The sequence below is a fragment of the Actinotalea lenta genome, assembly GCF_030586465.1.
In the GTDB taxonomy this organism is placed as follows: Bacteria; Actinomycetota; Actinomycetes; order Actinomycetales; family Cellulomonadaceae; genus Actinotalea; species Actinotalea lenta.
Genome location: NZ_JAUQYP010000001.1, coordinates 590636 through 613188, shown reverse-complemented (window position 1 = coordinate 613188; position 22553 = coordinate 590636). Strand labels below are relative to the sequence as shown.

General features: G+C 72.3%; 26 protein-coding genes. 21 read left to right on the top strand and 5 right to left on the bottom strand.

Features of this window, described 5'->3' with window-relative positions:
* Positions 1 to 4: 4 nt before the first annotated feature.
* From Q6348_RS02865 to flgN, 5 genes are read right to left on the bottom strand one after another with little or no spacing between them, the layout of a single operon-like run.
* Positions 5 to 835: a YuxH family protein gene (locus tag Q6348_RS02865; RefSeq protein WP_304599826.1), complete on the bottom strand. Its 831-nt coding sequence runs from the start codon at positions 833 to 835 to the stop codon at positions 5 to 7.
* 57 nt (positions 836 to 892) lie between these two features.
* Positions 893 to 1330 carry a flagellar assembly protein FliW gene (locus Q6348_RS02860; protein ID WP_304599825.1) on the bottom strand — a complete coding sequence of 146 codons (438 nt, stop codon included), beginning with the start codon at positions 1328 to 1330 and terminating at the stop codon, positions 893 to 895.
* Positions 1327 to 2229, bottom strand: a complete 903-nt coding sequence (flgL, locus tag Q6348_RS02855) for a flagellar hook-associated protein FlgL (RefSeq protein WP_304599824.1) — start codon at positions 2227 to 2229, stop codon at positions 1327 to 1329. The genes Q6348_RS02860 and flgL overlap by 4 nt, the downstream gene beginning before the upstream one ends.
* A gap of 3 nt (positions 2230 to 2232) precedes the next feature.
* Entirely contained in the window at positions 2233 to 3675 is a 1443-nt protein-coding gene (gene flgK / locus Q6348_RS02850) for a flagellar hook-associated protein FlgK (RefSeq protein WP_304599823.1), read from the bottom strand.
* Between the two features lie 10 nt (positions 3676 to 3685).
* Positions 3686 to 4171 carry a flagellar export chaperone FlgN gene (gene flgN / locus Q6348_RS02845; RefSeq protein ID WP_304599822.1) on the bottom strand — a complete coding sequence of 162 codons (486 nt, stop codon included), beginning with the start codon at positions 4169 to 4171 and terminating at the stop codon, positions 3686 to 3688.
* Positions 4172 to 4547: 376 nt separating this feature from the next.
* On the opposite strand from flgN, the gene Q6348_RS02840 reads away from it, so the two are divergent.
* The 21 genes from Q6348_RS02840 (at position 4548) to Q6348_RS02740 (ending at position 22393) form a co-directional block, all read left to right on the top strand.
* Positions 4548 to 5435 (top strand): sigma-70 family RNA polymerase sigma factor, encoded by an 888-nt coding sequence (locus tag Q6348_RS02840; protein ID WP_304599821.1) that lies wholly within the window; start codon positions 4548 to 4550, stop codon positions 5433 to 5435.
* A 175-nt stretch (positions 5436 to 5610) separates the two neighbouring features.
* Entirely contained in the window at positions 5611 to 6804 is a 1194-nt protein-coding gene (locus Q6348_RS02835; RefSeq protein WP_304599820.1) for a flagellin N-terminal helical domain-containing protein, read from the top strand.
* Between the two features lie 85 nt (positions 6805 to 6889).
* The gene (fliD, locus tag Q6348_RS02830) at positions 6890 to 8242 is read left to right on the top strand and encodes a flagellar filament capping protein FliD (RefSeq protein ID WP_304599819.1); all 1353 of its coding nucleotides are present in this window, start codon (positions 6890 to 6892) and stop codon (positions 8240 to 8242) included.
* Positions 8243 to 8259: 17 nt separating this feature from the next.
* Positions 8260 to 8694, top strand: a complete 435-nt coding sequence (gene fliS / locus Q6348_RS02825) for a flagellar export chaperone FliS (protein ID WP_304599818.1) — start codon at positions 8260 to 8262, stop codon at positions 8692 to 8694.
* 1 nt (position 8695) lies between these two features.
* The gene (locus Q6348_RS02820; RefSeq protein WP_304599817.1) at positions 8696 to 9001 is read left to right on the top strand and encodes a hypothetical protein; all 306 of its coding nucleotides are present in this window, start codon (positions 8696 to 8698) and stop codon (positions 8999 to 9001) included.
* A 208-nt stretch (positions 9002 to 9209) separates the two neighbouring features.
* Complete coding sequence (locus Q6348_RS02815; RefSeq protein ID WP_304599816.1) at positions 9210 to 9551, top strand: flagellar basal body rod protein FlgB; 342 nt, start codon at positions 9210 to 9212, stop codon at positions 9549 to 9551.
* Positions 9551 to 9949 (top strand): flagellar basal body rod protein FlgC, encoded by a 399-nt coding sequence (locus Q6348_RS02810; RefSeq protein ID WP_304599815.1) that lies wholly within the window; start codon positions 9551 to 9553, stop codon positions 9947 to 9949. Before Q6348_RS02815 ends, Q6348_RS02810 begins: the two co-directional genes overlap by 1 nt.
* 2 nt (positions 9950 to 9951) lie before the next feature.
* On the top strand, positions 9952 to 10266 hold the full coding sequence (gene fliE, locus Q6348_RS02805; protein WP_304599814.1) for a flagellar hook-basal body complex protein FliE: 315 nt from the start codon (positions 9952 to 9954) through the stop codon (positions 10264 to 10266).
* A complete protein-coding gene (gene fliF, locus Q6348_RS02800; protein ID WP_304599813.1) occupies positions 10266 to 11879 on the top strand; it encodes a flagellar basal-body MS-ring/collar protein FliF in 1614 nt (537 codons plus the stop codon). The genes fliE and fliF overlap by 1 nt, the downstream gene beginning before the upstream one ends.
* Positions 11879 to 12892 (top strand): flagellar motor switch protein FliG, encoded by a 1014-nt coding sequence (gene fliG, locus Q6348_RS02795; RefSeq protein WP_304599812.1) that lies wholly within the window; start codon positions 11879 to 11881, stop codon positions 12890 to 12892. Before fliF ends, fliG begins: the two co-directional genes overlap by 1 nt.
* A complete protein-coding gene (locus Q6348_RS02790; RefSeq protein ID WP_304599811.1) occupies positions 12882 to 13484 on the top strand; it encodes a FliH/SctL family protein in 603 nt (200 codons plus the stop codon). The genes fliG and Q6348_RS02790 overlap by 11 nt, the downstream gene beginning before the upstream one ends.
* Positions 13481 to 14833, top strand: coding sequence for a FliI/YscN family ATPase (locus tag Q6348_RS02785; RefSeq protein ID WP_434062043.1), 1353 nt, complete (start codon positions 13481 to 13483; stop codon positions 14831 to 14833). Before Q6348_RS02790 ends, Q6348_RS02785 begins: the two co-directional genes overlap by 4 nt.
* The gene (locus Q6348_RS02780) at positions 14833 to 15273 is read left to right on the top strand and encodes a flagellar FliJ family protein (protein ID WP_304599810.1); all 441 of its coding nucleotides are present in this window, start codon (positions 14833 to 14835) and stop codon (positions 15271 to 15273) included. The genes Q6348_RS02785 and Q6348_RS02780 overlap by 1 nt, the downstream gene beginning before the upstream one ends.
* 101 nt (positions 15274 to 15374) lie before the next feature.
* Positions 15375 to 16856, top strand: a complete 1482-nt coding sequence (locus Q6348_RS02775; RefSeq protein ID WP_304599809.1) for a flagellar hook-length control protein FliK — start codon at positions 15375 to 15377, stop codon at positions 16854 to 16856.
* Between the two features lie 9 nt (positions 16857 to 16865).
* Positions 16866 to 17357 carry a flagellar hook assembly protein FlgD gene (locus Q6348_RS02770; RefSeq protein WP_304599808.1) on the top strand — a complete coding sequence of 164 codons (492 nt, stop codon included), beginning with the start codon at positions 16866 to 16868 and terminating at the stop codon, positions 17355 to 17357.
* A 27-nt stretch (positions 17358 to 17384) separates the two neighbouring features.
* Positions 17385 to 18560 carry a flagellar hook protein FlgE gene (locus Q6348_RS02765; protein ID WP_304599807.1) on the top strand — a complete coding sequence of 392 codons (1176 nt, stop codon included), beginning with the start codon at positions 17385 to 17387 and terminating at the stop codon, positions 18558 to 18560.
* Positions 18561 to 18779: 219 nt separating this feature from the next.
* On the top strand, positions 18780 to 19727 hold the full coding sequence (locus tag Q6348_RS02760) for a type IV toxin-antitoxin system AbiEi family antitoxin domain-containing protein (protein WP_304599806.1): 948 nt from the start codon (positions 18780 to 18782) through the stop codon (positions 19725 to 19727).
* 194 nt (positions 19728 to 19921) lie between these two features.
* On the top strand, positions 19922 to 20215 hold the full coding sequence (locus Q6348_RS02755) for a flagellar FlbD family protein (protein ID WP_350339634.1): 294 nt from the start codon (positions 19922 to 19924) through the stop codon (positions 20213 to 20215).
* Positions 20215 to 20979 carry a motility protein A gene (locus Q6348_RS02750; protein WP_304599805.1) on the top strand — a complete coding sequence of 255 codons (765 nt, stop codon included), beginning with the start codon at positions 20215 to 20217 and terminating at the stop codon, positions 20977 to 20979. The genes Q6348_RS02755 and Q6348_RS02750 overlap by 1 nt, the downstream gene beginning before the upstream one ends.
* On the top strand, positions 20976 to 21863 hold the full coding sequence (locus Q6348_RS02745; protein ID WP_304599804.1) for an OmpA/MotB family protein: 888 nt from the start codon (positions 20976 to 20978) through the stop codon (positions 21861 to 21863). Before Q6348_RS02750 ends, Q6348_RS02745 begins: the two co-directional genes overlap by 4 nt.
* 5 nt (positions 21864 to 21868) lie before the next feature.
* Entirely contained in the window at positions 21869 to 22393 is a 525-nt protein-coding gene (locus Q6348_RS02740) for a flagellar basal body-associated FliL family protein (protein WP_304599803.1), read from the top strand.
* Positions 22394 to 22553: the final 160 nt, after the last annotated feature.

The following is a 22553-nucleotide window of genomic DNA, read 5'->3' as shown; positions in this document are numbered from 1 at the left end:
CCTCTCATCGTGAGCCCAGCGCCCGCGCGGTGGCCTTGGCCTCCGACGTCGCCCGCTGGCAGATGTCGTACACATCGACGAGCTCGAGTCCCGACCGGCGGGCGCCGGCCGAGCTGTGCCTCTCGAAAGCGATGGCCGCGTGCAGACCGCGGGCCCAGCTCCCCGCGCCCGTGGTCACGGCTGCGACCATCTCCCGGGAGACCCCAGACACCTCCAGGACCAGCGGCACGGGGACGCCGAGTGCGTCGGCGAGTCCGGTGAGCAGGCCCGCGGTGAAGGCCTCGCGGTCGCCGCCGGACAGCACCTCGGCGGCCAGTCCACGGGCCAGGGCCCGCCACACGCCGGCGATCGGCCGGCGCGCCGCATCGTGCCGCAGATCGCCGAGCAGCCAGCCGAACCGGTCGCGCCCGAGCACCGTGAGCGCCGCAGGCACGGTGTCCGCCGTGTGCCCGCGGGCGGTGAGCTGGTTCGCCAGGTGCAGCACACGCAGCACGAACATCGGGTCCGACTCCACGACCTCCGCGAGCGCGTCGACGTCCGGCGTCCGGCCGGTCAGCACGTGTCCCGCGGCATGCAGGGCCACCGCGGAGCAGCTGAGCACCGTGGTGCGGGGTCGGCGGTTGCTCCGCCGCGGGACCGCGAGCGACCGAGTGTCCACGCCGAGGCCGCGCAGGGTCGGCGTGGGTGGCGTGCTCGTGCCGGCGACACCCCCGGCGCGCTGGACGGGCACGAGCGCCCGCTGGCTCCGGTGGGGCGGTCCGAGCTCAGGACCGGGTGTCCAGGTCGGTCGCCACGGGGCGGCGGGAGCCGCGGACGCGGTGCTCGTGCCCGTCACTCTCGTCACCTCCTCCCCACTGCTCGACCGGCGCCGCCCGTCGCTCGCTGAGCCTCGTCAGCCCTGGACGGTGAACTGCGCCCGTAGGGGCCACTCGTCGGAGTCCAGGACCACCTGCAGCGCCGCGCCCGTGGTGGGGTTGACCACGACGGGCGCCAGCAGGTTGGCGGTGGGGGCGTGCTCCCCGTCGCCGGGCGTGACCACGGTCAGCACCGCCGGCTCCTGGTCCCCGAGCTCGAGCGCGGTGAGCGCGTCGGCCGGGATCCGGGGCGCGTAGGTCGGGAAGTAGACCTCCGGCGGCACGACGAACAGCCTGACGCCCTCCGCCTCGACGCTGCGCAGCGCGAACAGGTAGCCCGCGTCGTCCAGGGCGTGCAGCCGGAAGTGCCGCAGCCCCATCAGGCCCAGGGGGGCCTCGCAGAACTCGATCGCGGGTGCGTCGGTGTCGGTCCGGGTGGCCATGCCGATCCTTAGCTCGGTGGTCGGGGCGCTCATCGCAGGAAGTCCATCAGGGTTGGCTGCAGCACGCGCGCCGTGGCTCCGAGTGCACCCTTGTACGCGACCTCCTGCATCTGCAGCTCTACGACGGTCTGGGCGAGGTCGATGTCCTCGACCCCCGACAGCCGGGTGCTGACGTCCTGCAGCGCCAGCGCGTTGTTGCTCTGCGCGGCCTTGATCTGATTGGTCCGCGTACCGACGTTCGACAGCTCGCCCAGCATCGACGACGTGCGGGTGTCGATGTCGTCCAGCTTGCTGGTCACGTCGGTCCCGGCCCGCAGTCCCGCGGCGATGTCGTCCAGCATGGTGAAGACGGAGGTCGCCCCGTCGCCGAAGAACGCAGACCCGTCGGCGTCGGCTCGCACCGTGGTGTCGGGGGCGAGCCGCCGCTGCACCGAGGCGTCGGGGCTGCCGGTCCACGTGTAGGTGGGTGGCGTCGTCGTGGAGTCGACTCTGAACGCGGCACCGGCATTCGAGGACCCCGCGAACACCGAGCGCCCGAGGTAGCTGGTGTTCGCCTGGCCGAGCAGGCTGTCGCGCAGGCCCTCGATCTCGGTGGCGAGCGCCTCGCGACCGGTCGCGTTCAGCGCACCCGAGCCGGACTGGACCACGAGGTCGCGCACCCGGCGCAGCGTGGTCACGGACGTCTGCATCGCGGTGTCGATCGTGGTCAGCCAGGCCTCGCCGTCCTGCGCGTTGCGCTGGTACTGCGTGGTGGCGCGGTTCTGCGCCCGCAGGCTCAGGGCCTGGGCGGTGCCTGCCGGGTCGTCCGACGGCTTGGTGATCTTCTTGCCGCTGGACATCTGGGCCTGCAGGTCGGACATCTTGCTCAGGTTGAGCTGCAGGTTGGCCAGCGTCGAGCGTTGCAGCGTCTGCTGGGTGACGCGTCCGATCACGGGTTACCTCCCCACCACGCCGGTGCGGTTGATCAGCGTGTCGAGCATCTGGTCGATCGCGGTCATGACGCGAGCCGCTCCCTCGTAGGCCCGCTGGTAGGCGAGCATGTTGGTGGACTCCTCGTCGAGATCGACCGAGCTGGCCGACAGTTGAAGGTTCTCCGCGCTCGCGCGCGAGGTCTCCAGAACCGTGGAGCGCTGGGTGGCCGAGCGGGACTGCACACCCAGGTCCACGACGAACCCGTGCCAGATGGCGTCCGCGCCGTTCGGGTCGTCGGCCAGCGCGCTGATCGTGTCCGCCCCGGAGCCGTCCAGCGCCCACGACGACGGGTCCGTCACGGTCGCCGGCATCGGGCCGGCCGCCGCCACGTCCTTGGGGTCCGTGATGGCCACCGAGAGCCCCAGGGCCGCCGGCACCGTGGAGTCCACGGCGAAGAAGTCCACCCCGGTGGTCGGGGGCGTCTGGATCGTGCTCCCCGTGCTGTGCACCGCGTTGACGGTCGAGGCGAGCTGCGTCGCCAGGGTGTCCCAGGTCGAGGCGGCGTTCCCGAGCACGCCGGCCGGTGCGAGGTCGTCCATGTTGGCGCCGATCGTGCCGCCGTCGAGCGTGAGGGCCGTCGGGGGGACCGTGTCCCACTGCAACCCGACCTGACCCGCGGCGGTGAGACCACCCGCCATCGTGAACGACCCGGTCATCGAGATCGTGTTCGCGTGGTCGGCGCGCACCAGGGCGTTGCCGGCGACCATGACGTCCATGGTGCCGTCCGACCGTTCGCGTGCCGTCGCGCCCACGAGCCCGGACAGCGAGGTCACGAGCGTGCTGCGCTGGTCCATCAGCTCGTTGGCGTTGCCGCCGGAGACGGTGATCGAGCGGATCTGGGAGTTCAGGTCCGCGATCTGCGCCGCGGTCGTGTTGACCTGGTCGACCAGGGTCGCGGTGCTCGTCCGCAGCTGCGACCACTGGGTCTGCACGGTGCGGTAGCCGGCGTGAACCTGGCTGACCAGGGCCTCGGCGTCGCCGAGCAGCACCTTGCGCGCTGCGGTGTCGTCCGGAGCGTTGCCGACGTCCTGCCAGTCCGCCCAGAAGGTCTGCAGCGCGCTCGACAGCCCCGTGTCGGACGGCTCGTTCAGGGTGGCCTCCAGACGGCCGAGCGTGTCGGCGTGGGCAGCGGCGTAGGAGGACGCGGAGGTCTCCGAGCGCAGCCGGGTGTCCAGGAACACGTCGCCGAGCCGGGCGATCTGGTCGATCCGCACGCCGTTGCCGGCGGCCGGGGAGCTCGACCACAGGCTGGGCACGCTGGACCCCTGCACCGGCGACATGTCCGCGCGCTGGCGCGTGTAGCCGGGCGTGTTGGCGTTGGCGATGTTCTGCCCCGACACGTCCAGCGCCTGGCGCTGGGCGATCAGCGAGGACAGGGCGGTGGAGATCCCGGAGAAGGTGCTCATCTGGCCCCGTTCACAGTGCCTGGTCGAGCAGGTGGCTGGTGCCCGCCACGGCCGTGGCGGCGCCGCCGCGGGGGTCGTAGGTGTCCACGGTCTCCTGCAGGCTCATCAGGGTCTCGCGCGTGGCGCGGTGTGACGCCGCGAGCAGCTCCCGGTTGCCCTGGGCCAGCTCGTTGATCTGATCGGTGAGGGAGACGAACGCCGCGTGGTGCTCGGCGAGCAGGGTGTCCCACGGAGCCGGTGCCGCGCCCGCGATGGCGCGCAGCCCGCTGCCGACCGGGACGCCGACCTCGAGCGCGGCCTCGTCGGCCTCCATCGACCGGCCGAGCTCGGCCGTGCGGATCTGCTCGAGCACGGACTCGACCTCGCGGGTGGCGTGGCCGAGCCACTGCGTGCGCCCGCTGGTCAGGATGAGCTGCTCCTCCTCCAGCTTGAAGAGCAGGAGCTCGAGGAGCTGGCGCTCGCGCCAGAGCACCCCGGAGAGCTCGTTCAGGCCCATCGGACCACCCTTCGTCCCGTCGCTCGGCGGCGACCCGCCACGCGTGCGGAGTGTCTGTCGCACCGCCCATCGGCTGTCGACGGGCCGATGTGACGGTTTTCGGAGGACTTCTGCCGGAAGGAGTCCCCCGAGCGCTCTGTGAGCGTTCACCTGCTCACCTGATGAGAAGGCCGGGGGCGCATGAGGGGTTCGGGATGTGGCGCTCGTCACAGCCGACAAGTCGGACCGGGCAGGGTCTGTCCGGATTCGGAACCGGACATCTGGGTTCAAGGGTGGCGACTCACCCGCGCCCCGGTTGTCCACCGAACGGAGCAGCGTAGCGACGTCACCCGCGGACGGTCTCAAGTGCTTCACGCCGCCCCCCGAATCACACCCCGTGAACGAGAACCCCACCAACGCGCTGGTCGTCGAGCACATGGCGCTCGTCGGCTACCACGTCAACGCGATGCTCGGCCGCGTGCCGGCGCACGTGTCCCGTGCCGACCTCGTGTCGGCCGGTCACCTCGCCCTGGTCCGCGCCGCCCGGGCCTACGACGCGTCGACGGGTGTCCCCTTCGCCCGCTACGCCGCGCTGCGCATCAAGGGCGCGCTGATCGACGAGCTGCGGGGGATGGACTGGGTCTCGCGCGGCGCCCGTCGCCGCGCGCGCCAGCTCTCGGAGGTCACGGACGAGCTGACGGCCTCGCTCGGCCGCGCCCCGAGCCGCGACGAGCTCGCCGAGGCGATGGGCATGCCGGTCGAGGAGATCGACGCGGCCCGGTCCGACGGCGAGACGCGTGTGCTGAGCATGGACGGCTTCGACGGCTCGATCGCGGAGACCGTGGTCTCCGCGGCGGTCGGGCCCGAGGAGAGCCTCCTGGTGGACGAGAAGATGCAGTACCTGCGGGCCGGCGTCGACTCGCTGCCCGACCGGCTGCGGTACGTCGTCACCGAGCTGTTCTTCCGCGACCGTCCGGTCGCCGAGCTGGCCGAGGAGCTGGGCGTGACCCAGTCCCGGATCAGCCAGCTGCGCACCGAGGCGCTCGGCCTGCTCAAGGACGGCATCAACGCCTCGCTCGACCCCGACCTGGTGGCCGAGGGCTCCCGCCCGGACGGAGTGGCCGCCCGCCGGCGCCGCGCCTACTTCGCCGAGGTCGCCGCGCGCGCCGCGACCAGCGCCCAGGTCAGCACCGTCACGACGGTGCCGACGCAGCGGTCGGTCGCCGCGGCGGCCTACGACTCCTACTCGACCTCGGTCCCCGAGGTCGAGCGGGCGGTGTGCTGATCCCAGCACCGCCGGACGCCCGCCGGTAGCCCATCCGGCGGGCGTCTCGCCGTCTCGGATCACCCGATCTGATCAACGCGAATCCCTCAACACCGCACCCGCCGCGCCGATCATCCCGGTGCTCGCCCATGGAGGGGCGGCAGGTATTCGACCCGAATCAAGGAGGAGTTCCACCATGGGTCTCTCGGTCAACACCAACATCGCGGCGCTCAACGCGTACCGCAACCTGTCCAACACGCAGAACTCGCTGAACAGCTCCCTGGAGAAGCTGTCCTCGGGTCTGCGGATCAACCGCGCTGCGGACGACGCGGCCGGCCTGTCGATCTCCGAGGGTCTGCGCTCGCAGATCAACGGCACCCAGCAGGCCGTGCGCAACGCCCAGGACGGCATCAGCGTCGTCCAGACGGCTGAGGGTGCCCTCACCGAGACGCACTCGATCCTCCAGCGCATGCGCACCCTGTCCGTCCAGGCCGCGAACGACGGTGGCCTGTCCACGGACGCCAAGGCGTCGATCCAGTCCGAGATGACGGAGCTCAACAAGGAGCTCGACCGCATCGCGTCCACCACGCAGTTCAACGGCTCCAAGCTCCTGGACGGCTCCTACACCGGGTCCTTCCAGGTCGGCGCCAACACCTCGGCGGACGACAAGATCGGCGTGACCATCGGCAACATGAGCGCCACCGCTCTCGGGGTCGCCGGCGTCGACGTCACCACGGCGGCGAGCAACGCCAGCACCGCAGTCCTGACGACCGCGGCGGCGGGGGGGACTCCGGCCGTTCTGACGGTCAACGGCCCTGGTGGGGCGACAGTTGACTTCACCGCCTACGACGCTTCGAAGTTCACGGCGCTCAACGGCACGGTGTCGGTCGGCTCGAAGTCGTTCGATCTGACCTCGGTGGACTTCTCCAGCGCCACGGACACGGCGTCATCCGTCGCCGCGATCCAGTCGGCCGCTGACGCGGCGCTCGGTTCGGGTGCCGTCACGGTGGCAGCAACCGCCACGGGCCTGACCTTCACGGGGGCCACCCCGGCCGCGGGTGCCTCTGCCACTGAAGCGGCAGCTACGGAGCCGGTCTTCCAGCAGGCCTCCGGTGCGACCCAGGCGATCAACCTGATCGACTCGGCCATCACCAAGGTCTCGACCCAGCGGTCCAACCTCGGTGCGATCCAGAACCGTTTCGACCACACCATCAACAACCTCAACGTCGCCAACGAGAACCTCACGGCGTCGGAGAGCCGGATCCGCGACACCGACATGGCTGCCGAGATGGTGCAGTTCACGCGGGCGCAGATCCTGTCCCAGGCCGGCACCGCGATGCTGGCCCAGGCCAAGTCGCTGCCGCAGAGCGTGCTGCAGCTGCTCCGGTGATCCACCGCAGGGCATAGCCCGCACGACCGGCGGTGGACGACCCCGTCCACCGCCGGTCGCGCTCAACGTCGGAAGGGAGAGCCCCGTGGCAGGCAGCACGTCGATCTCGGGGATCGTCAGCGGGATGGACACCACGTCCATCATCAACCAGCTGATGCAGGTCGAGGCGGCGCCCCAGACGCTCCTGAAGCACAAGCAGTCCACCGCGACCTCGCTCGTCTCGGCGCTCCAGTCGCTGAACACCAAGGTCGCGTCCCTGACCACCGCCGCCAGGACCGCGGCGGACCCCGACTCGTGGAAGGCCGTCAGCGCGACGTCGAGCGCCAGCTCCGTCACCGCGACGACCACCTCGAATGCGACGCCGTCGTCCGTGACGTTCACCGTGGACTCCGTCGCCCAGTCGCAGTCGTCCCTGGTGCAGATGCCGGCGAGCTTCTACACCATCCCGCCCACCTTCCAGGTGATCCGCGGCGGCCAGACGTACAACGTCACGGCGCAGTCGACCTCGATGGCGGACATCGTCGCGGCGTTCAACGGTGCCGGCGCCGGCGTGACGGCCACGACCGTGAGCGCGAACGGCACCACCTACCTCCAGCTCACCGGCACCGACACCGGGCAGGCGAACGCGTTCACCGTGCAGTCCCAGGACTCCACCGGCACGTGGACCGACCTGACCACCACCCAGATCCGGGCGGCGTCGGACGCCAGCATCACGCTGTTCGCCGGGACGCCGGCAGCGCAGACGGTCACCCAGGCCTCCAACACGTTCTCCGGCGTGCTCGGGGGCGTGGACCTGACCGTGAGCGCGGTCGAGACGAACCCGGTGACCGTGACCGTCGCGCGGGACGACGACGCGCTCACCAAGCTCGCGTCCGGGCTGGTGAACAACCTGAACGCCACACTCTCGGAGATCCAGTCGCGGCGGGCGTCCAAGACGACCACCGACGCCACGGGCCGGACCGTCGTCACCGGTGGCCTGTTCGCCGGGGACTCGACCACCATGCTGCTCCAGCAGGACCTGATGGACGCGGGCTCGACGTCGGTCAACGGCATGTCGCTCGCCCAGATCGGCATCACCCTCAGCCAGGACGGCACGTTCGCACTCGACTCGGGCACGTTCTCCTCCGCGCTCGCGGCGGACCCCGGCAAGGTCCAGGACCTGCTCTCGGGCATGGCCGGCCGGGTCCAGCAGGTCGGCGACCAGGCCTCCAACTCTGGTTACGGGTCCCTGACCCTGGAGATCCAGTCGCAGCAGTCCATGGTCAAGGACCTCTCGGACCAGATCAGCAGCTGGGACGACCGCCTGGCGCTGCGCCGGTCGACCCTGGAGACGACGTACACCGCGATGGAGTCGGCCCTGTCGAACCTCAAGTCGCAGTCCACCTGGCTGGCCTCGCAGCTGAGCTCGCTCAGCGCGTCGTCCGGCGCGTCCGCGTGAACCATGGAGGGGACACGATGAACTACGCAGCAGTGCGGGCCCGGTACCTGGATGACACCGTGCGCACCGCGAGCCCGGCCACCCTGCTCACGATGCTCTACGACCGCCTGGTCCTGGACCTGCAGCGGGCCGAGGAGCTCCAGCGCGCCGGCGACCGGCCCGGCGCGGGCCAGCAGCTGGTGCACGCGCAGGACATCGTCAGCGAGCTCTCCGGGACCCTGGACACCGACGCGTGGGACGGGGGCCAGCAGCTCATGAGCGTGTACTCCTTCCTGCTCACCGAGCTGGTCGGGGCGAACATGTCCGGCGACCCGGAGCGCACCGCCGGGTGCCGGCGCGTCGTGGAGCCCCTGCGTGACGCGTGGCACGACGCGGCCGCGTCCCTGACGCCCACCGTCCCGGCGCAGCGCGGCGCCTACGCCGCCGCCGGTGGCGTGCTCGGGGTCGGCTGACGTGACCTTCGACGACGCCTGGCGCGAGGCCCTGGACGCGCTCGAGCTGGACCTGGTGGTCGCGGAGGAGATGCTCACCCTCGACCGCATCGCGGAGAACCCGCCGGACCGCTGGGCCCCGCCGAGCCACCTGGGACCGATGCCCGCCGCCCTGGCGGACCGGGCCCGCGCGATCCTCAACCGTCAACTCGAGGTCTCCCGCCGCCTGGCCGAGGCCGCTGCCCTCAGCCGCCGCCAGCTCGCGGCGACCCGCACCCTGCGCGGCCGCGCCGAGTCGGCTCCGGTCTACGTCGACCTCCCCGCCTGACAGGACCCCCTGATCGCCGGGTGCCCGAGGTGTCCGGGTCGGGCGGATCTTGGTGCCCCCTTCGGGTGATGTCACCGTGACCTCGTGATTCGGCGTCGGCAAACCCCTCAACGCCGCCGCAGCGGCGCCGATGGTCCCGGCGAGCACGGATCGCTCGCCCCGGAGGCCATGGAACGGCCGCCCTTGCGCACCTCGAGAGGTGGCGGCCGTGTTCGACTCGGTCTCCTTCGTGGCGATGAACACCGCCCTGGACGGCTTGGCGCTGCGCCAGCGTGTCATCGCGGACAACGTCGCCAACATCCAGACCCCCGGCTTCCTGGCCGGCCGGGTCACCTTCGAGGACTCGCTCGCCGCTGCCGTCGCCGACGGCTCCGGGGTCGGTGACATCACCACCAGCCAGTCGCTGGCCGCCCCCCGCCAGGACGGCAACAACGTCGACCTGCAGACCGAGACGGTGCTGAACATCCAGACCCAGCTGCGCTACCAGCTGGCCACCCAGGCCGTGAACCAGGAGTTCAGCCTGATGCGCGCGGCGATGAAGAGCATCTGATGGGCACCTTCGACGCGATCGGCATCGCCGGGTCGGGCATGAGCGTCTACCAGACGTGGCTCAACGCGATCTCCGACAACCTGGCGAACCTCAACACGGTGCGCCCCACCAGCCAGGAGGCGTTCCGGGCCCGCTACGTCGAGGCCTCGGCCGTGGACTACGGCCGGCCCGCTGGCGCCCAGGTCGACGGCATGGTGCTCGGCTCCGCCGCGGGACGCCTGGTCTACGAGCCGGACAACCCGTTCGCGGACGCCAAGGGCTACGTGCGCTACCCGGACATCGACCTGTCGACCCAGATGACCCAGCTGATCATGGCCCAGCGCGCCTACCAGGCGAACGCGGCCGTCATCGACCGGGCCAAGGAGTCCTACACCGCAGCACTGCAGATCGGACGTTGACGATGAGCATCCAGGCGATCGGTGCGCTCGGCGGTCTGCCGGGCCCGGGGGCAGTCGGGGGCGCCACCGCGACGACCCCGACCGACCCGACGTCGGGAGCCGTGTTCGGCGGCACCCTGGCCGGTCAGGTGGACCACCTGCAGGCGATGCAGTCCACGGCCGACGGCCTCGCCGTCAAGGCGGTCACGGGTGACCTGAACGACATCCACGACTACACCATCGCGGCCTCCGAGGCGTCGGTGGCGATGGAGCTGACCAGCGCGTTGCGCAACAAGGCCATCGAGGCGTTCACCGAGATCATGAGGATGCAGGCCTGATGCCCGCCCCGATCAGCGGCCTGCTGGGCCGCCTCACCAGGACCGCGCGGGAGTTCTCCGTCGCGCAGCGCACCCTTGCCGTGATCGGCGTGGCCGTGCTGCTGCTCGGGGGCCTCGCGCTGTCCGCGTGGCTGTCCAAGCCGACGATGGCGCCCTTGTTCGCCAACCTGTCCGCGTCGGACGCGTCCGCGATCGTGGATCAGCTCACCTCCAAGGGCGTGAGCTACCAGCTCACCGACGGCGGCTCGACGATCATGGTGCCGGCCAACCAGGTCTACCAGCTGCGGCTCTCGGCCGCGGCGGCGGGCCTGCCCACCGGCTCCGACGGCGGCGGCTACTCGCTGCTGGACTCGATGGGCATGACCTCCTCGGAGTTCCAGCAGCAGGTGACCTACCAGCGCGCGCTCGAGGGCGAGCTGGCCAAGACGATCGCGGCGATCGACGGCGTGACGACCGCGTCGGTGCACCTGGCGCTGCCGGAGAAGAGCGTGTTCGTGTCCACGACGTCCGACCCGACGGCGTCGGTGTTCGTCAAGACCGCCCCCGGCGCGACGCTCGGGGCCGACCAGGTCCAGTCCATCGTGCACCTGGTCTCCGCCGGCATCGAGAACATGAAGCCGTCCGACGTCTCCGTGGTGGACGCGGCCGGGCACGTGCTGTCCGCGGTGGGCGGCGAGGGCGGCAGCGTGCTGCAGAACGGTCAGGTCTCGGACTACGAGGCGCGCGTCCAGGACAGCGTCCAGCAGATGCTGGACACGGTGCTCGGCCCGGGCAACGCCGTCGTCAGCGTCACGGCGGACCTCAACTTCGACCAGACCCAGCGGACCACCGAGTCCTACTCGGCGCCGAGCCCGACCCTGCCGCCCATCAACTCCTCCACCACCGTCGAGGACTACGCCGGGAACGGCCAGGTCGTCGGCGGCGTGCTCGGCCAGACCGGCGCCGTGACCACCCCGAGCACCGGCACGGGGTCGGCGACGGGCACGGGGACCGGCACAGCGACCGGCACGGGGAGCTCCGGCACCTATCACAAGGAGTCGGCGACGGTGAACAACCCGCTCAACAAGGTGACGGAGAAGATGGTCACGGCACCGGGCACCGTCCGTCGCCAGTCCGTCTCCGTGATCGTGTCCGACAAGCTCACCGGCCTGAACCTGACCGACCTGCAGACGTCCATCGCGGCCGCAGCCGGCGTGGACACCACCCGCGGCGACGTCGTCTCGGTCACCCAGATGCCGTTCGACACCACCGCGGCCGCCCAGGCGCAGCAGGCGCTCGCCGCGGCCGACAAGCAGGCGACGGCAGACCGGCAGACCGAGCTCGTCAAGACCGGGGCGATCGCGGGCGTCGTACTGATCTCGCTGATCCTGCTGATCGTCATGGGCATGCGGCGCAGCCGGCAGACCAGGCGCGAGGCCATCGACCTCGGCGACCTTCAGCTGCTCGAGGCGGCCAAGGCCGAGGCGCTCGAGGCGGCCGGCGAGGCACGGGCCCTCCCGCAGGCCCCGGTGGTTCCCGACTCGAAGCGCGACGACGTCCTGGCCATGGCCGCCGAGCAGCCGGCCGAGGTCGCCGAGGTCCTGCGCGGCTGGCTCACGGCAGGGAGGTCGTGATGTCCGCGGCCCTGATGACGGGCACCCAGAAGGCTGCGCTGCTGCTGGTCCAGCTCGGCAAGGAGCAGGCGGCCCGCGTGATGGCCCAGCTCGACGAGTCCGAGATCGAGGAGCTGACCACCGAGATCGCGCGGCTCGAGCGCATCGACGCGAGCGCCGCGGAGTCCGTGATCGAGGAGTTCTACAAGGCCTCGATGGGCCCGCGCGGGCTGGTGGGCCGCGGCGGCCTGACGTTCGCCCAGCAGCTCCTCGAGGCGTCGGTGGGCCGGGATCGGGCAGCCGACATGATCGAGCGCCTGGCGTCCTCGCTCCAGGGACAGCCGTTCGAGTTCCTGCAGTACGCCGACGCACGCCAGATCGTCGGCCTGCTCAACGGCGAGCACCCGCAGACCATCGCCCTCGTGATGGCGCACCTGCGCGCCGAGCACGCCTCGCAGATCATGACCGGTCTGCCGCCGGACGTGCAGGCCGAGGTCGCGCACCGGATCGCGTTGATGGAGCGCGCCTCGCCGGACGTGGTGAGCGTGGTCGCCGAGACCCTGCAGCGCAAGGCCTCTGCGGTGCTCACACCCACCGAGGCGTCGGCGATCGGCGGCGTGCAGCCCCTGGTCGAGATCATCAACCGTGCCGACCCCACCACGGAGAAGGCGATCCTCGAGGGCCTCGAGCAGCGGGACAAGGACCTCGCGGAGGAGGTCCGCAGCCGGATGTTCGTGTTCGCGGACATCACCATGCTCGAGGACCGGGCCATCCAGCTCGTGCTGCGCGGCGTGGAGATGTCCTCGCTCGCCACCGCCCTCAAGGGTGCGTCGGACGAGGTCCGGGACAAGATCCTGGCCAACCTGTCCGAGCGCGCGCGGGAGAACCTCGTCGAGGAGATCGACCTGCTCGGTCCGGTGCGGATGTCCGTCGTGGAGGAGGCGCGGGCCTCCGTCGTGCAGGCGATCCGCCAGCTCGAGGAGACCGGCCAGATCGTCATCCGCCGCGAGGGCGAGGACGAGTATGTCTCCTGACGCCACCAGCTTCCGCCTCGCGCCGCTCGCGGCGGCTTCCCGCGGAACGCGCGAGCAGGAGCGCGCGGCCGGGTATGCCGCCGGCTGGGCGGCGGGTGCGCGCGTGGCCGCCGAGCAGGGCGAGCAGGTCCGCGCTCGGCTGACGGCCGAGCACCAGGCGGCCGAGCAGCGTCGCGACGACGAGGTCCGGGCCGCGGTCCAGCGGCTGAGCCTGGCCGCCCGGGCAGCCGACGACCGCGTGATCCCGGTGGTGACCGACGCGCGGCGGGTGCTCGCCCACGCGGCGCTCGAGCTCGCCGAGGCCGTGCTGGGCCGCGAGCTCTCGGACGGTCCCACGTCGGCGCGGGCCGCACTGGACCGCGCGCTGTCCGCCGAGCCCTCGCTGGGCGTTCAGGCCGTGCGCCTCGCGCCGGCCGACCATGCGGCGCTGCTGGCCGCCGGCGTCGCCCTTCCCGAGGACGTGACTCTGGTCGCGGACCCGCGGGTCGCTGCGGGCGACGCCGTCAGCGAGCTGGCCGACGGCTTCCTGGACGCCCAGGTCGCCACCGCGTTGGATCGCGCACGGCGTGCGCTGCTGGGGGAGGACTCGTGAGCCTCCTCGCACCGTCGCGCTCCCTGCTCGACGCCGTGCTCGGCGCCGGCGCGCTGGACCGTGCCTGCGCTGTCGCCGCGCCCGAGCGGGTGGGCCGCGTGCAGGCCGTGGTGGGGCTCTCCGTGGACGTCACGGGCCTGTCCGGAGCGGTGGGCGACATGCTCGAGGTCGGTGAGCCGGGCGCGTCCGTGCCGGTCGAGGTGGTCGCCTCGACCGCGACGACGCTGCGCTGCATGCCTTTGGGGGCGGTGCACGGGTTGCGGACCGGCCTGCCCGTCCGCGGCACGGGGCGCGCCCTGACGGCACCGGTGGGCGACGGGCTGCTGGGCCGGGTGCTCGACGGCCTCGGACGTCCGGCCGACGGGCTGGGGCCGCTGGCCACCGCCCGCCGCGAGCCGATCACCGGTCAGGCGCCGAGCGCGCTGGCACGCGCCCGGGTGGACACCCCGCTGAGCCTGGGTGTGCGCGCCCTGGACACCATGACCACCGTCGGCCGCGGACAGCGCATCGGCCTGTTCGCCGGCTCCGGGGTCGGCAAGTCGAGCCTGCTGTCCATGATCGCCCGCGGCACGGAGGCGGAGGTGTCCGTGATCGCGCTCGTCGGCGAACGCGGACGTGAGGTGCGCGAGTTCCTCGAGGACGACCTCGGCCCCGAGGGCCTCGCCCGGTCCGTGGTCGTCGTGGCGACGTCCGACGAGCCACCGCTCGTGCGACTGCGCGCCGCGTACGTCGCCACCCGCATCGCGGAGGAGTTCCGCTCCGCGGGTCGTGACGTCGTACTGATGATGGACTCGTTGACCCGCGTCGCGATGGCTCAGCGGGAGATCGGCCTCTCGGTGGGCGAGCCCCCCGCCACCCGCGGCTACCCGCCGTCCACGTTCTCGCTGCTCGCCCAGCTCCTGGAGCGCGCCGGCACCGCGGAGCGCGGTTCGGTCACCGGGATCTACACGGTGCTGGTGGACGGCGACGACCACAACGAGCCGATCGCCGACGCGGCCCGGTCGATCCTGGACGGGCACGTGGTTCTCACCCGCGAGCTGGCCACCGCCGGGCACTTCCCCTCGGTGGACGTGCTCGGGTCCGTCTCCCGGGTGGCCTCCCGCGTCACGGCGCCTGCGCAGCGTGAGCTCGCCGTCCGCCTGCGCCAGGTGCTGGCCGCTCGCCGTCGCGCGCAGGACCTGCTGGACGTGGGTGCCTACGTCGCCGGCAGCAACCCCCTGGTCGACGCCGCCGTGGCGAACGCCGACGCGATCGACGCGTTCCTGCGCCAGGGCATGGACGAGATCGCCGACGCCGGGGACTCGTGGGCGCGACTCGACCGGCTCGTCGCCGCGATGGGAGGCCGCTGATGCAGCGCCGATTCCGGCTGGCCGGCCTGCTGCGGCTCCGCCGGCTCCAGGAGGAGCAGGCCGCGGCCGATCTGGCCCGCGCGAACGCGTCGGCGCGGCAGGCCGAGGAGGAGCGCGACGAGCTCGGCTCGTTGATGGCGGGGACGGTGTTCCCCCGGCACGGCGACGAGCTGGTCTGGCGCAGCGCCGTCGCGGCCCGCGCGGCTCTCGTGGGGCTGGTGGACGAGGCGACGGTCGCGCTCGACGTCGCGTCCCGTCGTGCGGAGCTCGCGGCCGACGCGTGGACCGTGTCGCGCACGAAGGTCTCGATGCTCGACAAGCTCGCCGAACGTCACGAGGAGCTGGTGCGGGCCGACGACGAGCGGGTCGAGCAGCAGGCGCTCGACGAGGCCGCGGCCCGGCGCCGCCCGGACGACCTGACCGACCAGGAGGATCGATGATCGCCACGTGCGGAGCCGCCCCGGCGGCGGCCCCCCCTCGCGCCCCGCGCACGCCGGCGCCCGCCGGTGACCCCGGGGCGTTCGACGCGACCATGGCCGCGATGAGCGCCGACCACGGCGGTCGGACGCACGACGACCCGCCGAGCGCCGCGCACGCGGTGCAGGGACCGCGTGGCGACACCCGCGGACCGGCCACGGATCGTGCCGACCGGGGCCCGAAGCACGCGCCCGACAAGGCGGCCGGCTCGGGGGCCGACGAGCCCGCGAACCGGTCGCGGACGGACCAGGCGCACGGCTCGGCCCACGGTGCCTCCAAGGACGCGAAGCACGGCGACGCGGCGGGCGGCTCGTCCGACGGTGCGGGCACCCACCCGGAGCACGGCTCCGAGGCCGGGGCGACGGCGGTCCCGACCCAGGTCGGGGCGACGGTGCAGGGTGCGGATGTGGTCCGCGCTGCCGCGGCGACCTTGGCGGGTGCCGCGAGTGGCGCCGCGGTTGCCTCCGCCGGGAGTGGCACGAGCGTCGCGGCGGGCTCGAAGGTCGGCTCGGGCACGTCCGCCGTGACGGCCGGAACGCCGACCGCCGGCAAGGCAGGTGCCGCCGGCGCGGCGGCGGCTGCGGTCCCGGCGGCAGCCGGACACGCGTCGGCTGCCGGGACGGGGACGTCGGTACCGGCCGCGGCGACCCATGGCGCGGCGACCCAGACCGTGGCGACCCATGGCGCGGCGACCCAGACCGCGGCGACCCAGGCTTCGGCGACCCACGGCGCGACCCAGGCCTCGGCGACCCAGACCGTGGCGACCCAGGCTTCGGCGACCCAGGCCCCGGCGACCCAGGGCGCACCCGGCCCGAACCCGGGCGTCGGGGCGCAGGACAAGGCCGTCGGGCAGGCCGCGGCCGGTCCGGGAGACGCGGCGCCGACGGGCGGCCCCGGCCACCCCGTCGCCGCCCAGCACCATGACTCGACCTCCGGCGCCGACGGAGCGGCCGTGCCGACCCAGCAGGCCGCGCCCGCCCAGGCCCCGGGGCCGCAGGTCCCCGGACAGCAGCCCGTGCCGTCGACACCGCAGGGGCCGGTGCAGCCGGACGCGACCCAGGTCCAGGCGGCGGCACCCGTGCAGCACGTGCAGCCGACGACCCAGCCGCCGGCCACCGCACCGGCGGCACCGCCCGCCGGCGCGGCCATCCCGCCGCCGCTGGCCGACCAGCTCGGTGTCCGGCTGGGCGCCCTGCGCACCGCGCCGCTCGGAGACCACGTGCTCACGATGCGTGTCGAGCCGGACAGCATCGGCCCGGTGCGCGTGGTGGCGCACATCGCGCACGACGGCGTGCGCATCGAGCTCCTCGGAGCCACCGACCAGGCCCGGAACGCGCTGCGGCAGGCCCTTCCCGACCTGCGTCGCGACCTGGCCGCCACCGGGATGTCCGCCGATCTCGACCTCGGCGACCACTCCGGGGGCGGTGCCGGTGCCGAGTCGCGGGGCTTCGGCGCCCCGCGCCGGGAGCCGATCCCCGTCGGCGCACCGCGCGTCGCCACCATCCGCCCCGGCCGCTCCCTCGGCGGCCTCGACCTCGAGCTCTAGGAGACGTCCATGATCGACGGCGCCACCGCCGCGACCTCGGCGAGCACGAGCCTCTACGCCGGCTCCACGCCGGCCGCTGCGCCCAAGACCCAGATGGACCAGCAGAGCTTCCTCACCCTGCTGGTCGCCCAGCTGAAGAACCAGGATCCGTCGTCGCCGCTCGACACGAACGAGATGATGGCGCAGTCCACCCAGCTGGCCTCCATGGAGCAGCTCACCACCCTGGCGGACACGACGCGCGAGAGCTTCGCGCTGCAGATGAGGATCGCCGCGACCGGCCTCGTGGGCCAGCAGGTGAGCTACACGGACTCCGACGGTGTGACGCACACCGATGTCGCCTCCGGTGTCTCGTTCGCGGGGAAGACCCCCATGGTGACCGTGGGCGACGCCACGGTGCCGCTGGACTCAGTGCGCTCGATCGGCACCGTCGCACCGGAGTCCACGTCCGGCTCGAGCTCCTCGGGCTCCTCCGACACCCAGACCTCCACCCCGGCCGCCTGACGCCGGCCACCATCGAAGGGAACTGACATGCTCCGCTCGCTCTTCTCCGGCATCAGCGGCCTGCGCGCGCACCAGACGATGCTCGACGTCACGGGCAACAACATCGCGAACGTCAACACCACGGGCTACAAGTCGTCGCAGGCGATGTTCTCCGACACGCTGTCGCAGCTGGTCGCCGCCGCCGGCGCCCCGCAGAACGGCACCGGCGGCACCAACCCCGCGCAGATCGGTCTCGGCGTGCGCACCGCGGGCATCGCGACCAACTTCCAGCAGGGGGCGGCCCAGCTCACCAACCGCTCGACCGACATGATGATCTCCGGTGACGGGTTCTTCGCGGTCCGCTCGGGCACGGAGACGCTCTACACCCGAGCCGGGTCGTTCAGCTTCGACGCCAACGGTCAGCTGGTGACCCCGGAGGGTGGGCTGGTGCAGGGCTGGGCGGCCGACGCTGCGGGCGCCGTCGACACGAACGGTCCCCTGACGGACCTGCGGCTGCCGATCGCCACGCTCATGGGGGCGGCGCCGACGCTGAACGCCTCGTTCGAGGGCAACCTCCCTGCCGACGCGCCGGCCGGCACGGTGCTCAACCGGTCCATCGACACCTACGACGCGGCCGGCAACAAGGCACAGCTCAACCTGGCCTTCACCCGGACGGCTGCGGGGTGGGACGTGGCCGCGACCGGCGCGGACGCCGGCACCGGCTCGCTCACGTTCAACGCCGACGGCACGCTCGCGTCCGGGGGCACCCTGGCGCTGGCCGGTGGGATGACGGTGGACCTGTCCACCCTGACCGGCTACGCCGGCATCACCTCCGTGGAGTCCAAGACCCAGGACGGCCGTGCCGCGGGCACGCTCCAGTCGTTCACCATCGGGGCCGACGGCACGCTGCTCGGCTCGTTCTCGAACGGCCTCAAGCAGCCCATCGGCCGGATCGCGCTCGCGGCGTTCTCGAACCCGGGCGGCCTGGAGAAGGCCGGGGGGTCGAGCTACCGGACCACGGTCAACTCCGGCGCGGCGCAGGTGGGGACGCCGGGGTCGAACGGCCGCGGCACCCTCACGGGCGGCGCCCTGGAGATGTCCAACGTCGACCTCTCGGCCGAGTTCACCAGCCTCATCATCGCCCAGCGCGGCTTCCAGGCGAACTCCCGCGTGATCACCACGTCCGACGAGGTCCTCCAGGAGCTCGTCAACCTCAAGCGCTGACCTGCGCAGCCGCAGGCCGCGCGCCACGGACGCCGGCCCGGCACCCGAGACCCGGGTGCCGGGCCGTGCTTGCGCCGTGCGATCGCACCCCCACCCGCCCATGCCTCGGCTGCGAAGGGTGCAGCGAAACCGTCGCTATCCGACGCTCTTGCTGCACGCTCCGGGGCGCGTTGTCCACAGGCACCCCCGCGATCCGGCGAACGGCGGTTGGCTCGGGGGGTGGCGAGGACGGACGACGCGCTGGCGAGGCTGGCGGCTCGGCAGGACGGCGTCGTGACGACGGGGCAGGCGCTCAGCCTTGGCTTCTCGGGCTCGTGGCTCGACCGGCGGGTTCGTGCCGGCCACTGGCAGCGCCTGCACCACGGAGTGCTGGCGACGTTCAGCGGACCCGTGGGCTGGCAGGCCTCGGCGCGAGCAGCGCTCCTGTACGCGGGTGCCGGGGCTGCGCTGAGCCACCGGAGCGCGGCCTATCGCCACGAGATGCTCGACCGTCCGCCGCGGCCGATCGAGCTCAGCATCCCGCGCTCGCGCGCCGTGCGCCCCTCGGCCGGGGTTCGGATCTACCGCCGGGAACCGATGCCCCCCGCGTTCGGCCGCCTGCGCACGGTCGAGCTGGTCCACACGATCGTGGACCTGATCGCGGGGGCGGACTCGACGGACGACGTCGTCGGGCTCCTCACGGACGCCTCGCGGGCCGGTGCCCCGCCTGCGCAGGTCCGTGAGGCGCTCCTGGATCGGCCGACGGTCCGCGGGCGCGCTCTGGCCCTCGAGCTGTGCGGGCTCGCGGAGGCAGGCGTCGAGTCGCCCCTCGAGCTGCGGTACCACCGCGACGTCGAGCGGCGTCACCGGCTGCCGACCGCCGACCTCCAGGTGCGTGACGTCGTCGACGGCCAGTGGGTCCGTGCTGACACGCGCTATCGCGACTTCGGCGTCGTTGTCGAACTCGACGGTGCCCTCTGGCACGCAGCAGCACGCCGCGACGCCGACGTCTGGCGGGACAACGCCGTATTGATCGCCCGTGGCGACCTGACGCTGCGGTACCGCTGGCGACACGTGGCCGTCGCCCCGTGCCGGACCGCGGCCCAGGTCGCTACCGCGCTCGCGGCGCGTGGCTGGGCGGGCACCCCTCACCCGTGCGGCGCTGGCTGCGGCGTGGGCAGGGGGTGAAGCGAAACCGTCGCTATCCGACGGAATCGCTTCACGCTCTGGGGGCGTGGGGGCGTGGGGGCGTGGGGCGTGGGGCGTGGGGCGTGGTGGGGCGTGGGGCGCCAAGGCGGCCGTCGGCAAACCCTCAGGGGTCGCGCCCCCCGGCCGATCAGACCTCCGAAGGGCTCATGGAAGGGCCCGGATGCAGACCAGGGATGGACACGATGATCGTCGTCACGCGACTCAACGGACCGCGCTTCGCGGTGAACCCGGACCTGCTCCAACGTGTGGAGAGCACCCCGGACACGATCCTGACCCTCATCGACGGGACGAAGTACATCGTCGCGGAGTCGATGGAGGAGGTCACCGAGCTCGTCGTCGCCTACCGCGCGCGCGTCGTGGCCCAGACCATGGTCCTCGCCCACGAGTCCGACGCGGAGCAGGTCGCCGCCGTGACCGAGCTCCGGCCCGGCTCCCGCGGATTGAGCCCCGTGCCGGACGGTGACTGATGGATCCGGCAACCTTCGCAGGGATCGCGCTCGCGTTCGGCATGGTGATCCTCTCGATCATCCTCGAGGGATCCAGCCCCACCTCGGTGATCCTCATCCCGCCCATGGTGCTCGTGCTCGGGGGCACGATCGGTGCCGGCCTGGCCAGCAGCACCATCAAGGACGTGCTCCGCACGGTCAAGAGCCTGAACACCTGGCTGATGTACAAGTTCCCGGACGGCGACGAGACGGTCGATGCGATCGTCAAGCTCGCGGACAAGGCTCGTCGTGAGGGTCTGCTGGCCCTCGAGGAGGCGGCCAGGGGCGTCGAGGACGAGTTCCTGCGCGAGGGCCTGCAGTCGGCCATCGACGGGACCGACCCGGACGACCTGCGGGACATGCTCGAGGCCAAGATCCAGTCCAAGAAGGCGGCCGACAAGGTCAGCGCCAAGTTCTTCTCGAACATGGGCGGCTACGCGCCGACGATCGGCATCATCGGCACCGTCGTGGCCCTGGTGCACGTGCTCGGCAACCTGTCCAACCCCGAGCAGCTCGGCGAGATGATCGGCTCTGCGTTCGTCGCGACCCTGTGGGGCCTGCTGACCGCCAACCTGATCTGGTTGCCGATCTCCTCCCGGATCGCGCGCGTCTCGGAGCTCGAGGTCGCGCACATGGAGATGGCCGTCGAGGGCCTGCTGGCCATCCAGGCCGGTGCCAACCCGCGGCTGGTCGGGCAGCGGCTGCGCAGCCTCATGCCGCCCGGCACCGTCAAGGAGGCCGCATGAGCTCCGGCCACGGACACGGCAGCCACGGGCGCTCCCGCACGAAGCGCGAGGAGCATGAGGAGCACGAGAACCACGAACGGTGGGCGGTCTCCTACGCCGACATGATGACGGTGCTCGTGGGCCTGTTCATCGTGCTGTTCGCGATGAGCAAGGTCGACGTGATCAAGTTCGAGCAGCTCAAGCAGTCCCTGGCGATCGGCTTCGGGCACAAGGCGCCGTCCATGATGGCCGGCGGCAGCGGCGTGCTCAGCGGCCTGGACACGTATCAGATCTCCCCGGACTTCACGTCGTCGGTCGTGGACGCCCAGGCCACCCAGCCGCCCACCCCGACCACCGACCTGACGCAGGAGCAGAAGAACTACGACCTGGCCGTCACCGAGTACGGCCGGCTGTCCACGATCGCCGACGCGATCGCCGCCCGGCTCGCCAAGGAGGGACTGAGCGACCGGGTGTCCTACCAGGTCACTGCCCGCGGCCTGGTCGTCGGTCTCAAGGCGGACGACGTGTTCTTCTCCGAGGGCTCGGCCACCCTCACAGCGACCGCCCAGGCGGTGCTCGACTCGATGGCCCCCGTGCTGCGCGGCATCGGCGACGAGCTCTCGGTCGAGGGCCACACCAACTCCAACCCGACCGACGGGCGCCTCTACGCGACCAACTGGGAGCTCTCCGCCGACCGCGCCGTCAAGGTCCTGCGCCGCCTGGTCGAGACGGGCGGCGTGCCGGGCGCCCGAATCTCCGCGACCGGCTTCAGCGACCAGCGACCGGTCTCCCACGACCACGGCGACCCGAACAGCGCCAACCGCAGGGTGGACCTCGTGATCCTGACCTCGGTCTCGGACGAGATCCGCAAGTACCTGCCCGAGATCGCAGCGAAGAAGGGGTGACACCGATGGCTACCGAGACGCGCGTGGTCTCCGACAAGAAGAAGATCGGTGCCAAGGGCGGATCCGGCGCCGTGGCCGGTGGCGCCGACGAGGTGCCCGCCAAGAAGGGCAAGAAGGCGCTGATCGCGATCATCCTCGTCGTGGTGCTGCTCGCGGCCGGCGCCGGCTACTGGTTCGTCCTGAAGCCGAAGTCCGCCGGAGCCTCCGCGCACGGGACGCCGGCCGCATCGGCGGCTCCCACGTACAAGCCGGGGAAGGTGCTCGTCATCGACTCGGTGAGCATCAACCTGGCCGGTGGGCACTACCTGCGACTGGGCATCGCGCTACAGCTCACCGACAGCGTCCACCAGGACCCCGAGACCGCCAAGGCCCTGGACCTCGCGATCGCGCTGTTCTCCCAGAAGCCGCTCGACGCGGTCAACGACGTCGCCAAGCGCGCTGCCCTGAAGGCGGAGCTGCGCGCCGAGCTCGAGCACGCCTACGAGGGCGAGGTGATGGACGTCTACTTCACGGACTTCGTCACGCAGTGACGACGACGCGCGGGGGCTGAGCGGCCCTCGCGCGGCCGGCCCCACCGGTCGGCCACCCACGTCCCGGGCAGGAGGCCCGGGCCCGCTACCGGGCACGACGCCCGGGTCCGATCACCGGTCCACCGTGACCGGTCCCGCCCCGACGGTACGCCGGTGGGGC